Here is a 14407-nt window from a genome sequence, read left to right as displayed (position 1 = left end):
CAGCGCGTGCGAGTTTGGGTCGCAGGTCTGACAATAGGCGGCGCAGTGAACAAAGCGCAAAATTCCACCGTTTCTGCGTTTCTGTACGCGGTTTCCGGAACTTCGGACCTTTTAGTGGTTCCGTCTCAATATTTTTATTTCAGATTTCCTTTTGCGATATTCTCTTTCAGAATCTTGTCTGTTACTTCAAACAGCTTCTCCGAACCTTCCCGCGTACGGGACTGCCTTTCGTATACCTTCTCGGCAGTCACATCATGATTTCTCCAGTCTCCACCGTCATTGCTGTTGTTTAAAAGCAGGGGCTGCAGATTATCGAGTGCTCTCGCAAATTTTGCCTCCGGAGTCTTTCGTTCCTCGAATTCGTCAAAGATTGCAGTCAGATCAGCCTTCTGGTCTTCCGGAAGCATGGAATAAAGCCGCTCTTTTGCCGCTTCTTCCCGCGCTTTCTGGGTTTTTAACCCCTCCGCATCGTAGGCATAGGTATCTCCCGCGTCAATCTCCACCACATCATGAATCAGACACATAAGCATGACCCGCGCCACATCAATCTTCTCATTGGAATACTCCTGCAGCAGATATGCCATGATAGCCATATGCCAGGCATGCTCCGCGTCGTTCTCGTTGCGTCCGTGACCACTCAGGTGGGTCTGACGGAAAATGTTTTTTTCTTTATCGATCTCGAGGATAAAATCCAGCTGTTTCTGTAATCGTTCGTCCATATGATTTCCTCCGATTTTACCAGGCGCGCTACTCTTTGTCCTTCTGCCCGGCTGTTTTTGCTCACCATCATACCATACTTTCCCCGCTCTTTCAGCAGAATCTGATAGAAAAATTTCTTTTTTCTCCCAGAATCCATGTTATAATACAAGGAAGAAACACCATACAGCAAACACAGGAAATTCTATCTGAAAGGATGATCTTTTCATGAAAATACTGACCTTTGGAGAAATCATGCTCCGTTTAAAAACCCCGGAATACCTGCGGATCGTGCAGGCAAACGGGTTTGAAGCCAGCTATGGCGGTGCGGAATCCAACGTGGCTGTTTCCCTCTCCACCCTCGGGGATGATGCCGCTTTTCTGACCAAGCTGCCAGACAATCCGGTTGGCAATGCCGCATTTAACGAGCTGCGCCGCTACGGTGTAGATACCTCCCGTATCCTGCGGGGCGGCCCGCGCCTTGGCATTTATTACTTTGAAAAGGGAAATGATATCCGTCCAACAAGCGTTCTCTACGACCGGGCCGGAAGTGCCCTGGCAAAAGCTAGTGCAACTGAATTTGACTGGGAAGCCCTGCTCTCCGGCATCGATATTTTCTTCTTTTCCGGCGTTACTCCTGCTATCAGTCCGTCTGTGGAGCAGGCCGTTTCCAATGCGCTGAACTACTGTCACACCCATGGCATCACCGTTATCTGCGACTTAAATTACCGGGCTAAAATGTGGTCCCGTGAGAAAGCCCAGTCCGTCATGAAAGAACTGATGCAGTATGTCGATCTCTGCATTGCCAACGATGAGGACTTTGAGGCAGCCCTTGGCATACACGCCTTTGACGGCGACATGGCGCACGGCATCGACCAGATTGAAACGTATCGCCAGGGCATGCAGAAAATCCAGGAACTCTACCCGAACTGCAGCGCCGTTGCCAGTGTCCTGCGCAACTTAAAAACTGCGGAAGATGGTGAATGGATGGGTATTTATTTAAAAGACGGGCACTTCTATGAAAGCCCCATCCACACCGTACACAGCCTTGAAGCCGTTGGAGCCGGAGATGCCTTCGCCGGAGCATTGATTCACGGTCTTGTACATCAGTTTTCTCCGCAGAAGCTCATCGACTTTTCCATCACCGCCAGCGTCATGAAGCTGATGATCCAGCACGATTTCAATCTGGTGAGCGAGGACGAAATCCTCCGCATCATGAAAACCGGCGAGACAAATGTAATCCGGTAACCTACTCTTCTACCCTGGTCAGTTCTCCGGTTGCGGAATCCATGATAAATCCGTTGATGCGCACATCCTTTGGCATCAGCGGATGCTCCTTTAAGCGGCGCACAGTCTCGTGAACGGAAGATTCCACGGACTCAAAGCCGCCAAGCCAGCGCTCCAAATCAATACCGCTGTGGCGCACAATATCAATGTGCTGCTGGTCAATGCCGCGCTCCACCAGCATGTCAAGCATCTCGCTTCCATCCATACCCTGCACGCCGCAGTCGGTATGGCCAATGACCATAACCTCTTCGACCCCCAGTTCCAGAATACCAACTAGAAGGCTTCGAACCACACTGCCGTAAGGATGCACAATCACACCGCCGGCATTCTTGATAATCTTTGCGTCTCCATTTTTAATGCCGAGAGCCGCCGGAAGAAGCTCTAAAAGGCGGGTATCCATACAGGTTAAAATCGCGAGTTTCTTATCCGGATATTTACTGGTCAGATACGGCTCATAGCCCTTGTTCTCTACAAATTTCCGGTTGTATTCCATAATCTCATCTATCATGTGTTGTCACTCACTTTCTGCGCGTCTCAAAAAATTTTTATCTGCTCCATCAATATAACAGATTTCTGTTCTATTGTCAGTAGATCAGTGTATTGTTTATGGAAACTTTATTTATTCCTTCTCCAACAGCTGGCGGCCTTATCCGCTGTGAGTTTTATAATTTGTATTTTTTACATTATAATGCCTTTTCGTAACACCAGTAATCATGTTTGTGCAGAAAACACGCTCCCACTGTTTTATATTCAAAAACCTTATAGGATGCAAGTGCCTTTTTATTTTCCTTAGCGACCAGAATGTGCACACTCTTAAATCCCTGTCTCCGCAGCTCCTCCATGGCCCCTGCCATCAGCTTTCTGGCAATTCCCTGATTCTGATACGCTTCCCTTACGCCCAGTCTGGACAGCTCCCGCCCCGGCTGTAATTCCGGTGTCCAGCAGTTCAGGCCCTCCACCTTCGGATCCTGATCGATGGAAATGACTCCGGCTATTTCGCCGGTTTCCTCATCCCGCAGACAGAACAGTGCATTGCGGGAAAGGTCAAACTCCACATCACTGCAGGCCGGATAATCGGCTGTCCAGGCACAAAACGGGGTTCCCACCAGGGAACGGTAGAGAGACAGGACCTCCTCTGCCTCGCTTGCTTTCACATGTTCAAATACAAATGCCATATTGCAGCTCCTCCTTATGAAAACAGGCAGCTCACTTATTCTTTTTCTCCCAGCGGGAAATGACAGAACACCTTTCTATCCCCAAAAGTCCTGCATGGCGGCTGCTCTTTTCCACAAATTTCCTGTGCATAAGGGCATCTGGTGTGGAATTTACAGCCGGACGGCGGATTTACCGGAGACGGAATTTCGCCGGTCAGCAGTTCTTTTTCCTTGGTCCGCAGATGCGGGTCTGCCTTCGGAATGGCATTCATCAGAAAACGGGTGTATGGGTGCAGCGGATGCTCGTAGAGTTCCTTCGTCGCTCCCACCTCGCAGACGCTGCCCAAAAACATCACGCATACCCGGTCCGCAATGAATTTCACCACGCTCAAGTCATGGGAAATGAACAGGTAAGTCAGCTTGTATTCTTCCTGTAAATCCTTTAACAGGTTTAACACCTGGGATTGAATGGAAACATCCAGGGCTGACACCGGCTCATCGCAGACGATCAGCTTCGGATTCAGGGCAATGGCCCGGGCAATACCGATTCTCTGGCGCTGTCCGCCAGAGAACTGGTGCGGATACCGGTTGTAAAACTCCTCCGGAATACCAACCTCCTTCATCAGCTCCTTCACCCGCGCCTCCAGTTCTTTTTTATCTTTCAAGCCATACGTGGTAAGAGGCTCCGCGATAATCTTTGCCACGCTCATACGCGGATTTAAAGAAGCATACGGATCCTGGAAAATGATCTGGAGCTGTCTGCGGATCTTCGCAAATTCTGCCTCCTTCATGGCAGTGATATCCTGGCCTTCAAATTCCACCTTACCGGAGGTAGCATCCAGAAGACGGATCAGCACACGGCCCAGGGTGCTCTTGCCACAGCCGGACTCTCCTACCAGGGCCAGGGTCTCCCCCTCGTAAATCTCCAGATTCACATCGGACACAGCATGTACCACCAGTGGATTTTTCTTCGTACCGCCGATGGGGAATTCCTTTACCAGATGCTCGGTGCAAAGGAGAACTTTGCGGTCACCGGCTGTCTGGGATTTCAGTTTCCGGCTGTCTGCATTGCTTCCTGCTGTCTGTGGCAGACTGTCAGCCATTTCTCTGTTTTTCTCATCTGCAGTCATCACCGGTCACCTCCTCTGCCTGAAGCTTCTCTGCTTTCTGTTCACGTTTTCCCTCATTTTCACTTAAAAAGCACCGTACCCTATGCCCTTCTGCCGTCTCATAGAGCTCCGGCATCTCCGCAAAGCACCGCTCTGTGGCACATTCACACCGGGTACAGAAGCGGCAGCCCTTCGGCAGATGCAGAAGATTCGGCACCACGCCCTCGATGGTGTAGAGCCGTTCCGGCTGCTCATCCAGTTTCGGGATAGACTTTAACAGTCCTTTGGTATACGGATGCGCGGTATGGTCAAACAGCTCAAAGGTCTCAGCCTGCTCCATCACCTTGCCCGCATACATGACATACACATAATCGCAGATTTCCGCCACCACACCCATATTGTGGGTGATCAGGATAATAGAAGTCCCCTGCTCCTCACAGAGCTTCTTCATCAGCTGAAGGATCTGCGCTTCAATGGTCACGTCCAGAGCCGTTGTCGGTTCATCCGCGATCATCACCTTCGGGCGGCACACCATAGCCATGCCGATCATAACTCTCTGGCGCAGACCGCCGGACAGCTGATGCGGATAGCTCTTATAACGCTTCTCCGGCTCCGGGATTCCAACCGCCCGGAAAATATCAAGCACTCTCTGCTTTGCTTCTTCTTTGGAAACCTTCTGGTGGAGCAGGATTGCCTCCTGCACCTGTTTTCCCACCGGATATACCGGATTTAAGGAGGTCATCGGTTCCTGGAAGATCATGGAGATTTCGTCTCCCCGCACCTTCGCCAGTTCCCGCGCAGAAAGATGGGTGATATCACGCCCGTCCAGCGTGATGCTGCCGCCGACAATCCTGCCAGGATGACGGAGCAGTCCCATCACAGACATGGCGGTCATGCTTTTGCCGCAGCCGCTCTCTCCTACAATGCCAATGATCTTACCGGCCGGAACCTCAATACTGACACCGTCTACCGCCGGAATTTCCCCCTTCGCGGTAAAGAAGTGGGATTTCAGATCACGGATATCCAATACGATCGAGTCACTCATGCTCATCTCTCCTCTCCTTTACTGCTCTTTCAAGTACGGATCCAGCACATCCCGGAGGCCATCCCCCAGGAAGTTGAATGCCATGACCACGATCATGATGGCCACACTCGGCGCGATGGAAAGCCAGGGTTCCGAGAACAGATATTTCTTGCCGCGAACCACCATCAGGCCCCAGCTGGCACTCGGCGGCTGCGCGCCGACACCCAGGAAGCTTAAGGATGCTTCCGATAAGATTGCTGACGGGATATTTAAGGTAAACAGCACGATCAGGGACGGGATACAGTTCGGCAGAATGTGCCGGAACATGATGACCCATTTTTTCACACCAATGCTGCGGGCTGCCTCCACGTACTCTTTTTCCTTTAAAGAAAGGGTCTGGGAACGAACAATGCGGGCGGTTCCCGCCCAGTTTACCAGGCTTAACGCAATAAAAATATTGATCAGGCCGCCGCCCATGGTGTACATGACAACCATAGCCAGCAGCAGCGATGGGAATGCCAGCATCACATCCGCCAGGCGCATGATGATGAAATCCACCTTGCCGCCGTAAAAATCGGCATACATGCCAAGCACTGTACCAATGGCCATGGAGATCAGAGTCGGCACCAGACCGATGGTCAGGGAAATGCGCGCGCCAAAAATGATACGGCTGAGCACATCACGCCCCAGCTCGTCGGTTCCAAGCCAGTGAGCCGCACTTGGATGCTGCAGGCGGTCCGAAAGACTCTGCTGTAAGTGATCATAAGGTGCCACCAGAGGGGCAAAAACTGCAATGAGAATCATGAAAATAATCAGTAGTGCGGAAAAGGCCGCCAGCTTATTCTGGCGCACCAGTGTTTTTGCCTTGTCCAGCCAGGTGTCTGCCTCGCCGATCTCCGCATTGAAATCCGTCTGCATGTATTTCGCTTTTGCGTCATGCTGCTGCATACTTCTGTCCGATCCGGTCTGGTCGTTTTCAGACAGATTCTGTATGTTCTTTTCTTCCATCTTACGCGCCCTCCCTGATTCTCGGATCCAGTACATTGTAAAGCAGATCTGCCACCAGATTGCCCACAATGATCAGAATAGTAGTAAAAATAACCGTGCCCTGTAACAGCGGCATATCTCTTGTCTCAATGGCGTTCACCGCCAGACGGCCAATACCCGGAACACCAAACACACTCTCAGTCAGTACCGCGCCGGACAGCATGCTGGATACCTGCAGTGCCATCATGGTGACAACCGGAAGCATGGCATTTTTCAGTGCGTGCTTCACAATAACACCGGATTCCAGCAGTCCCTTGGCCCGTGCCGTGCGGATAAAATCATTCTGCATAATCTCCACCAGGTTAGAACGGGTCATGCGGGCAATGCTTCCCGCAGAGTTCCAGCCCAGCACGATGGCCGGAAGAATCATGGCCCGAAAGGAATCAAAGCCGGAAACCGGAAACCATTTGAACTTAAACGCAAACAGATACTGCAGCACCAGCGCTGTCATGAATACCGGCATGGAAACACCAATCAGTGCGCCGCCCATAAACAGGCGGTCCAGCAGCTTATTCTGCCGCACTGCCGCAATGATGCCTGCCACAATACCAATGATCCAGGCCACTACAGCCGCCAGCAGAGACAATTTCACCGTGTTCGGGAATGCCTCCAGAATAATCTTTGTCACATTCCGGTTCAGCCGGTAGGATGTTCCGAAATCCCCCCGAAGCGCATGGGCAATATACTGCAAAAACTGCACATACAATGGCTTGTCCAGCCCCATTTCCTTACTGATTTTCTCGATCACCGCCGGATTCACATGCTCTCCCATCATGGTGGTAACCGGATCACCCGGAACAATGCGCAACATGATAAAGATCAGCAGCACCACGCCTACCAGAACCGGGATGGAGATCAGAATCCGTTTCAGTACTTTTCTTAACACACTTCATCCTCCTCTACATTACATAGGAAAAGAGAGTGCCGCGAAGACAGGCCCGGCAAACCACGATATGCCTGTGACTGCCAAAGCTCTGGGTGCAACACTCCCTTAGCATTTATGCGTTTACTCGCTCAAAGAAATATTGTAGAAAAGCTGATCGCTCAATCCGCTCCACAACGGTGCGAAGCCTTGTACCCGCTTGCTCACTGCAAACAGATGGAGTCTGGAGAACATCGGCACCCAGGCTGCGTCCTCGTGGATGAGCTTCTCTTCCAGCGCCTTGTACTCTGCAAGACGTTCATCCTCATTTACAATGGTACGCGCTTTTGCTACACGCTCCATCACCTCCGTATCCGGATAGTTAATGGAACGGATCCTTGTTTTCTCTTCATTGCCGAAGAAGGTATAGATAAAGTTATCCGGATCGTTGTAATCTGCGGACCAGGTAGACATGAAGGAACCAAGCTCACCGGATTTTCTGGTTTCTAACCAGGTAGATTCATCGTAATTCTTGATTTCTGCGCGGATGCCAACCTCGGCAAGCTGATCGCTGACAATCTCCAGCGCCATGGTCATGGTATCGGATGCGGAACTGTCTGCCGCAATCTCCATATCAAAGCCATCTGCATAGCCGGCCTCGGCAAGCAGCGCCTTCGCAGCCTCCGGATCGTACTTGATTTCCTCCTGATCCGGATTAAAGCCGATAAGACCGTGTGGGAAGATTCCCTGCTCCACCTGGCCTCTGCCGCCGTAAAGGGCATCCAGAATAGCCTGGCGGTCAATCGACATCTGAACCGCCTTGCGGACTCTGACATCCTGGAACGGCTCCTTATTAAAGTTCATGGTAAAGTACACGATACCCACACGCGGGCCCTGTACGATCTGATCCGGATAAGTCTCGGTGAAGCGGTCTGCAGAATCTGCAGCATAATCCAGGTCGAGAATGTCAAGTTCTCCGCTTTCAAACATCATGGACTGGGTCTCGGTATCCGGAATGATCTTGATGACAACACCCGGAAGCCCGGAAGCTCCCTTCCAGTAATCCTCATTGCGTGTCAGAACCAGCTGGTTGTTGAAGCTCCAGGACGAAAACTCAAACGGGCCGGTACCAACCGTCACAGCCGGATCCATGCCGAACTGATCGCCCGCTGCCTCGGTGGCCTCGCTGTCGTAAATAGAAACACCCGGAGAAGAAATGCTTGCCAGGAAGCCTGCAAACGGCTCCTTTAAGGTAACCTTGATGGTGTAGTCATCTACCACCTCAACACCTTCCAGGGTATCCGTCTCGCCTGCCAGGAGCTCATCCGCGCCCTTGATCTGGTCAATAAACTCGGTATTCACGCCACCTTCTACGGTCAGCATGCGGTGGAAGGTGTACGTCACATCCTCTGCTGTAAAGTCATTGCCATTGTGGAACTTCACACCCTGTCTTAAATGGAAGGTATACTCCAGGCCGTCATCGGAAATATCCCAGCTTTCGGCCAGACTCGGGACAATCTTGGAATTGCCGTCCGTGCCCACCTCAACATCTACCAGACGATCAAAAATATTAAACGGCACCTCGTAGTCCTTGGAAGTTTTCTGCACATCCGCAGTCTGAATATCTGCGTTCAGAGCCGCAACCAGGTAACCGGTGGTATCCACATCCACACCCTTTACCTCGGCCGTGCTCTCGTTCTCAGCGCCTGCAGTATTATCTGTTGTATCGGAAGTTTTGCTGCCGCCGCAGCCGGTCAGCGCCAGACCTGCTGTCAGAGCAGCCGCCAGCATAAGACTGATCTTCTTTTTCATAATATCCTCCTTTACCTGGAACCATTTAAAACCCGAAAATGGTGCATTGCCCCGAAAGGATGCACCATTGCATTTGCATGTTCACTGAGTTTTAAAATGTCCGCTAATGAGGAAATCATACCACATTGAAAGGGGATTTTCAATATCATTTCGAGGGATGAGGCAGAGATTTCGAGAAGAGGAGGTAAAGGCCCTGAAAGGGGCGACCTGCATTTCTACTTCCACAAATCCAGAATCCTCTGCTCCTTCTCCATCCATTCTTCCATGGTATCCCCTTTGTTTCCTTTTTCATAACTATCTATCATTTTATATCATGTTTTTTACAGGGCAACAAGTAATTCCCGGTTGTCCCTTTTTTATGGTATAGAATTCCCCTGTATCTATTTTGATTTCGGTCGAAATGACCTTGATTATAAGATATGTACTACAAATAGATTTCGCCATTCAGGCAAAGCGGCTCATTGAGATATGAGCCAGACTTTTTCCGAAATTCACACACGAACCCAACCGCATGAAACGGTTTGTTTTGCTGCTAAATTCCAAATTCCTTAAGTAATTGTTTCTGATACTCCGGATCCTGCAGCGCACGCTGCAGATCAGACAGGCGATTGGCTGATAACAAACAGGAATTCAGCTTGTTCAATCTGGCTACGGTTTCTTCCCGGCCCTGCTCGATGCCCTGCTCAATGCCCTGCTCGATGCCCTGCTCCAAGCCTTCTGCTCTTGCTTCTTCACGAATTTCGTCTGCATGTTCCTGGACATATTCCTGCATATACTGCTCAAACATCATATAACGTTCCCCCATTTTTCGGTTTTTTTTGATCCGACGCACAGAATTCTGAAGCTGTTCTACAAATGGGTCTTCGTAATCAGCTTCGATTCCAGCCAGATCTGCCTTTACGAAATCAAGCAATGCTGCCAGTTCTTTCGGTACTTCATCACGATTTTCCCCTTTTGTGTTCAAAAAAACCGTGCAGACACCATCCGCAAATGTCTTGCCGGTTTCCTCGCAATATTTGCGAATGGTATAACGGCATTTTTTCTCACCAAGCGGATCAAAGTTGCATACAAAAATGACGTAGGCATCAGGAAGCTCGCTGTATCCCTTTCCTTTTTCCAGCATTTCCACATCCATCTGGCTATGATAATAACGGCTTCGCTTTTCCAGACTGTCTTTTTTTACCAGTTGCATTTCAATGTCATAATGTGTTCGGTTCACATCTTTTGCAAACACATCCATGCGGATGCTTTTGCATTCCGGATTAAAAAAGAAACTATGCTCTGTGTTGATTTCCACCTTTTCAATTGCAATTTCCAACACACGTTCCAGAAAGCAGCGGCAATTCTCCGCATCCATCATGACAGCTGCAAACATAAAATCATCATGAAATACCAGTTCTTCCAGTGTTTTTTTACTCATATACTTCCTCCATAATACAGAGGAATCCTATATATGTAGGTTATCACATTTTCCGTATGTCTGCAACAAAATATCGTACTGCCCCGCCCGGCCCGGGAATTATTCACAGCGGTAAGCAGGATTCATAAGAACGGCCAGAGAAAACCGTTTCTAAAGCGATTTTCTCTGGCCCTATCTTTATCTCATGATTTTATTACATTAAGGACTTATACAGCTCCTTGATCTCCTCTACGGAAGTATCTCTCGGGTTACCCGGACGGCATGCGTCTGCGTATGCGGACTCAGACAGGAAATCCAGATCCTCTTCTTTTACGATGGCCTTTAAGTCTGCCGGGATACCTACATCTGCTGACAGCTTCTTCACAGCGTCTACAGCAGCCTTGCGGTACTCTTCCTGGCTCATGGTTTCTACACCCTCAACGCCCATAGCCTTTGCGATGTATTTGTACTTGTCACCGGTGCACGGAGCGTTGTACTCCATAATGGTCGGAAGAAGGATTGCGTTTGCTACGCCGTGTGGAGTATCATAAACAGCACCCAGGGAGTGTGCCATGGAATGAACAATACCAAGACCTACGTTTGAGAAGCCCATGCCTGCTACATACTGGCCCAGAGCCATTCCTTCTCTGCCCTCCGGAGTGTTTGCAACTGCACCGCGTAAGGAGTTGGAAATGATCTCGATTGCTTTTAAGTGGAACATATCGGTCATCTCCCAGGCGCCCTTGGTAATATATCCCTCAATTGCATGGGTCAGGGCATCCATACCGGTGGAAGCGGTCAGGCCCTTCGGCATGCTGGACATCATATCCGGGTCGATGACTGCGACAACCGGAATATCGTGAGTGTCTACACATACAAATTTACGTTTTTTCTCAACATCGGTGATAACGTAGTTGATGGTAACCTCTGCTGCGGTACCTGCGGTGGTCGGAACTGCGATGATCGGTACGCACGGTTTCTTGGTCGGAGCTACGCCCTCAAGGCTTCTTACATCCTCAAACTCCGGGTTGTTGATGATGATGCCGATGGCTTTTGCGGTATCCATGGAAGAACCGCCGCCGATGGCGATGAGATAGTCAGCGCCGGATGCCTTAAATGCTGCAACGCCGGTCTGTACATTCTCGATGGTCGGGTTTGGTTTGATATTGGAGTAAATCTCATAAGCAAGACCAGCCTCATCCAGGACATCGGTCACCTTCTTGGTTACGCCAAATTTGATCAGATCCGGGTCGGAACATACGAAAGCTTTTGCGAAGCCTCTGACTTTTACTTCATTTGCAATCTCTTTGATAGCGCCTGCGCCATGATAAGAAGTTTCATTTAATACGATTCTGTTTGCCATGATAAAAATCCTCCTTGAGCCTATACTCATTTGATTTTCAATTTCTGTTTGCATCTCTTCTAAGCGGCACTCTGTAGCTCATTTCCGCTTCGTGCTGATATTATTTTAACAACTGCAACAAGAAAAAGAAAGTGACAAAGTATCACTTATGTCACTTTCTTCTTATATTTGTTGGTTTTTCACAATTTTTATTGTATATTTTTATCTATCTTTCAATTTCCCAGGAATTTCTCTGTTTCGCAGAATCGTCGGCTTTTTCACAAAAGCTCCAGCTCTGAAAATACTTTCTCCAGCTTCGGCGGCATTGCCTCCACCAGCTTGTCCGACATGCGGCGCGGAGTATCTTTCATCCCGCCAAGCACCCATTTTTCTGTCATATACACAGACCCGCGGCAATACATCTCCAGAAGAAACTCCATCTCTTCCTCCAACGGGCGGCTGGTCTTTCTGGCAATGAGATCTTTGTAAAACTGCAGAATCAGTTCAAAGTCGTGCTCCTTCACAGAGTTGTAATCATCCGACCGGAAAGCCTCGGTAAAAAATGCCTTCTCATTTAAAATAAACTCAAACTTCTGGGTCAGGCTCTCTCCTACTGTATTCCCCATGCCGATCTGCTCGAAGGACTGCAGCACCAGCTTGTCAAAATACCAGTTGATGAGATCGTATTTATCTTTGAAATTGCGGTAAAAGGTCTGGCGGGTCAGGCCGCTGCCCTCCACAATATCCTTCACCGTGATGCGGTCCACCGGGGTGGTCTTCATGCACTCCTTGATGGAGGCCGCCAGCTTGTATTTGGCACGGTCATGCTTTTCCTGTGTCGTCTTCTGTTCCATCATGCTGCTATCTTTCTCCTTACATTTCCTTACAATATTGTATCATTACCGCAGTCCCACAGCAAGCAGATTACCCGAATTTCGGTTACGGTTTCGTATACGTCCGGAAAACACATACCAAATCGCATTGACATCCTGCTTTTTCTTTTCCCGGTTGTAAGCCTCCGCGGCTTATGTTACAATATTTGGGAAATAAAAATGCACGAAGCAATAACCTATTCACAATAAGGAGTACATACATGTCCGCAAATGTAATTTTAAAAAAAGGCGAAGGCCGCACCTTGAAGGCCGGCGGTGCCTGGATCTATGATAACGAGATTGACAAAATTGAGGGAGAGTTCGAAAACGGTGATATGGTTTTCGTTTCTGACTTTGACGGCTATCCGATGGGCCAGGGCTTTATCAACACCCGCTCCAAAATCACCGTCCGTATGATGACCCGCAAAAAAGATACCGTGGTCGATGACACTTTCATTGAGATGCGTGTCCGTGACGCCTGGGAGTACCGCAAAACAACCGTAGACACTTCCAGCTGCCGCCTGATCTTCGGCGAGGCAGATTTCCTGCCGGGTATCGTCATCGACAAGTTTTCCGATGTTCTGGTAGTCGAATCCCTGGCTCTGGGCATTGACCGTTTCAAGCCGGTCATTCTGGACAAGCTGAAGAAAGTCCTGGCTGAGGATGGCATTTCCATCCGCGGCGTTTACGAGCGCAGTGACGCCAAGGTCCGCCTGCAGGAGGGCATGGAGCGCGTGAAAGGCTTCATCGGCGAACCGTTTGATACCAAGGTTGAAATCGTTGAAAATGGTGTCCGCTATATGGTAGATGTGCAGGATGGCCAGAAGACCGGCTTCTTCCTGGACCAGAAGTATAACCGCCTTGCTATTCAGAGACTCTGCAAGGGTAAGAAGGTTCTGGACTGCTTCACCCACACCGGCTCCTTCGCGCTGAATGCCGGAATTTCCGGAGCTGCTTCCGTTCTTGGTGTGGACGCGTCCGAGCTGGGCGTGGCTCAGGCCCGCGAGAACGCTGAATTAAACGGCCTGTCTGACCGTGTCACCTTCCAGTGCGCAGATGTCTTTGATCTACTTCCGGAGCTGGAACAGAAGGGCGAAAAGTTTGATGTGGTTATTCTGGATCCGCCGGCCTTCACCAAATCCCGCAGTTCTATCAAAAACGCTGTCAAGGGCTACCGCGAGATCAACCTGCGCGGCATGAAGCTGGTAAAGGACGGCGGCTATCTCGCCACCTGCTCCTGCTCCCACTTCATGGACCCGGAGCTATTCACCAAGACCATCCGCGAGGCCGCTGCAAATGTACACAAACGCCTCCGCCAGGTAGAATACCGCACCCAGGCAGCCGACCATCCGATTCTCTGGACCGGCGGCGAGCAGGCATCGTATTATTTAAAATTCTACATTTTCCAGGTCGTGGATGAGAAATAACAATATAAATCATCATCCGTAAAGTTCGAAGTTCCGGGCACACCATACAAGAAACGCGTCACTGGCGCGTTCTTGATATGCAATGCAGGAAAATTCCAATGTGCCGCTTATTCTGTATGGTGTGCCCGGAACTTCTGCTGTACTGACTGACTATGCCAGGATAATAAATAACGCAGCCATTCTTATTTTCGTAGCAGAGCCAATACAGCAGGAAGTGAATGAGACCGCTTTCCGTGATTTTCAGCATATCAGGTGTTTGCATCTTGAGCACACACGTCCGAATGTGGCGGATGTTAATCCGACACAGGCGAACGCGTGTTAGCGAGAGCAAGCAAACAACGATATGTGAAAATAGTAGGAAGGCGGTCTCTTTCAC

The 14407-nt window shown here is 49.8% G+C and carries 13 protein-coding genes; 2 read left to right on the top strand and 11 right to left on the bottom strand.

What is annotated here, in order from left to right; all coding sequences use genetic code 11:
* Nucleotides 1–134 precede the first annotated feature (134 nt).
* Nucleotides 135–719, bottom strand: a complete 585-nt coding sequence (locus ACMP1L_RS01845; protein WP_118732802.1) for an HD domain-containing protein — start codon at nt 717–719, stop codon at nt 135–137.
* A 205-nt stretch (nt 720–924) separates the two neighbouring features.
* Here ACMP1L_RS01845 and ACMP1L_RS01840 point away from each other — a divergent pair, with 205 nt between their 5' ends.
* Nucleotides 925–1944, top strand: coding sequence for a PfkB family carbohydrate kinase (locus tag ACMP1L_RS01840; protein ID WP_418451841.1), 1020 nt, complete (start codon nt 925–927; stop codon nt 1942–1944).
* Nucleotide 1945: 1 nt separating this feature from the next.
* Here ACMP1L_RS01840 and ACMP1L_RS01835 read toward each other — a convergent pair whose 3' ends face one another.
* The 10 genes from ACMP1L_RS01835 to ACMP1L_RS01790 form a co-directional block, all read right to left on the bottom strand.
* Nucleotides 1946–2491: a beta-class carbonic anhydrase gene (locus tag ACMP1L_RS01835; RefSeq protein ID WP_177303717.1), complete on the bottom strand. Its 546-nt coding sequence runs from the start codon at nt 2489–2491 to the stop codon at nt 1946–1948.
* Nucleotides 2492–2666: 175 nt separating this feature from the next.
* Nucleotides 2667–3158, bottom strand: coding sequence for a GNAT family N-acetyltransferase (locus ACMP1L_RS01830; RefSeq protein WP_418451840.1), 492 nt, complete (start codon nt 3156–3158; stop codon nt 2667–2669).
* A 35-nt stretch (nt 3159–3193) separates the two neighbouring features.
* A complete protein-coding gene (locus tag ACMP1L_RS01825; protein ID WP_418451839.1) occupies nt 3194–4267 on the bottom strand; it encodes an ABC transporter ATP-binding protein in 1074 nt (357 codons plus the stop codon).
* On the bottom strand, nt 4254–5297 hold the full coding sequence (locus ACMP1L_RS01820; RefSeq protein ID WP_475544503.1) for an ABC transporter ATP-binding protein: 1044 nt from the start codon (nt 5295–5297) through the stop codon (nt 4254–4256). The genes ACMP1L_RS01825 and ACMP1L_RS01820 overlap by 14 nt, the downstream gene beginning before the upstream one ends.
* 12 nt (nt 5298–5309) lie before the next feature.
* On the bottom strand, nt 5310–6188 hold the full coding sequence (locus ACMP1L_RS01815; RefSeq protein ID WP_475544504.1) for an ABC transporter permease: 879 nt from the start codon (nt 6186–6188) through the stop codon (nt 5310–5312).
* Between the two features lie 91 nt (nt 6189–6279).
* Nucleotides 6280–7203 (bottom strand): ABC transporter permease, encoded by a 924-nt coding sequence (locus ACMP1L_RS01810; protein ID WP_118533904.1) that lies wholly within the window; start codon nt 7201–7203, stop codon nt 6280–6282.
* A 120-nt stretch (nt 7204–7323) separates the two neighbouring features.
* A complete protein-coding gene (locus ACMP1L_RS01805) occupies nt 7324–8991 on the bottom strand; it encodes an ABC transporter substrate-binding protein (protein ID WP_418451836.1) in 1668 nt (555 codons plus the stop codon).
* Between the two features lie 532 nt (nt 8992–9523).
* On the bottom strand, nt 9524–10411 hold the full coding sequence (locus ACMP1L_RS01800) for an Rpn family recombination-promoting nuclease/putative transposase (protein WP_418451835.1): 888 nt from the start codon (nt 10409–10411) through the stop codon (nt 9524–9526).
* 193 nt (nt 10412–10604) lie between these two features.
* The gene (gene fucO, locus ACMP1L_RS01795) at nt 10605–11753 is read right to left on the bottom strand and encodes a lactaldehyde reductase (protein ID WP_177303713.1); all 1149 of its coding nucleotides are present in this window, start codon (nt 11751–11753) and stop codon (nt 10605–10607) included.
* 257 nt (nt 11754–12010) lie between these two features.
* On the bottom strand, nt 12011–12586 hold the full coding sequence (locus ACMP1L_RS01790; RefSeq protein WP_118533912.1) for a TetR/AcrR family transcriptional regulator C-terminal domain-containing protein: 576 nt from the start codon (nt 12584–12586) through the stop codon (nt 12011–12013).
* Nucleotides 12587–12825: 239 nt separating this feature from the next.
* Between ACMP1L_RS01790 and ACMP1L_RS01785 the strand changes: the two genes are divergently transcribed.
* Nucleotides 12826–14031, top strand: coding sequence for a class I SAM-dependent rRNA methyltransferase (locus tag ACMP1L_RS01785; RefSeq protein ID WP_118732810.1), 1206 nt, complete (start codon nt 12826–12828; stop codon nt 14029–14031).
* Nucleotides 14032–14407 lie beyond the last annotated feature (376 nt).

The sequence above is a fragment of the Ventrimonas sp. genome, from assembly GCF_048380235.1.
In the GTDB taxonomy this organism is placed as follows: Bacteria; Bacillota; Clostridia; order Lachnospirales; family Lachnospiraceae; genus Brotaphodocola.
Note: the sequence above shows the minus strand (reverse complement) of the source record. Positions and strands in the feature narration are given on the sequence as shown.

Bases quoted from the DNA above. Each gene is read 5' to 3' on its own strand.
- ACMP1L_RS01845 (WP_118732802.1), bottom strand. From the start codon at position 719: ATGGACGAACGATTACAGAAACAGCTGGATTTTATCCTCGAGATCGAT.
- ACMP1L_RS01840 (WP_418451841.1), top strand. From the start codon at position 925: ATGAAAATACTGACCTTTGGAGAAATCATGCTCCGTTTAAAAACCCCG.
- ACMP1L_RS01835 (WP_177303717.1), bottom strand. From the start codon at position 2,491: ATGATAGATGAGATTATGGAATACAACCGGAAATTTGTAGAGAACAAG.
- ACMP1L_RS01830 (WP_418451840.1), bottom strand. From the start codon at position 3,158: ATGGCATTTGTATTTGAACATGTGAAAGCAAGCGAGGCAGAGGAGGTC.
- ACMP1L_RS01825 (WP_418451839.1), bottom strand. From the start codon at position 4,267: ATGACTGCAGATGAGAAAAACAGAGAAATGGCTGACAGTCTGCCACAG.
- ACMP1L_RS01820 (WP_475544503.1), bottom strand. From the start codon at position 5,297: ATGAGCATGAGTGACTCGATCGTATTGGATATCCGTGATCTGAAATCC.
- ACMP1L_RS01815 (WP_475544504.1), bottom strand. From the start codon at position 6,188: ATGCAGACGGATTTCAATGCGGAGATCGGCGAGGCAGACACCTGGCTG.
- ACMP1L_RS01805 (WP_418451836.1), bottom strand. From the start codon at position 8,991: ATGAAAAAGAAGATCAGTCTTATGCTGGCGGCTGCTCTGACAGCAGGT.
- ACMP1L_RS01800 (WP_418451835.1), bottom strand. From the start codon at position 10,411: ATGAGTAAAAAAACACTGGAAGAACTGGTATTTCATGATGATTTTATG.
- fucO (WP_177303713.1), bottom strand. From the start codon at position 11,753: ATGGCAAACAGAATCGTATTAAATGAAACTTCTTATCATGGCGCAGGC.
- ACMP1L_RS01790 (WP_118533912.1), bottom strand. From the start codon at position 12,586: ATGGAACAGAAGACGACACAGGAAAAGCATGACCGTGCCAAATACAAG.
- ACMP1L_RS01785 (WP_118732810.1), top strand. From the start codon at position 12,826: ATGTCCGCAAATGTAATTTTAAAAAAAGGCGAAGGCCGCACCTTGAAG.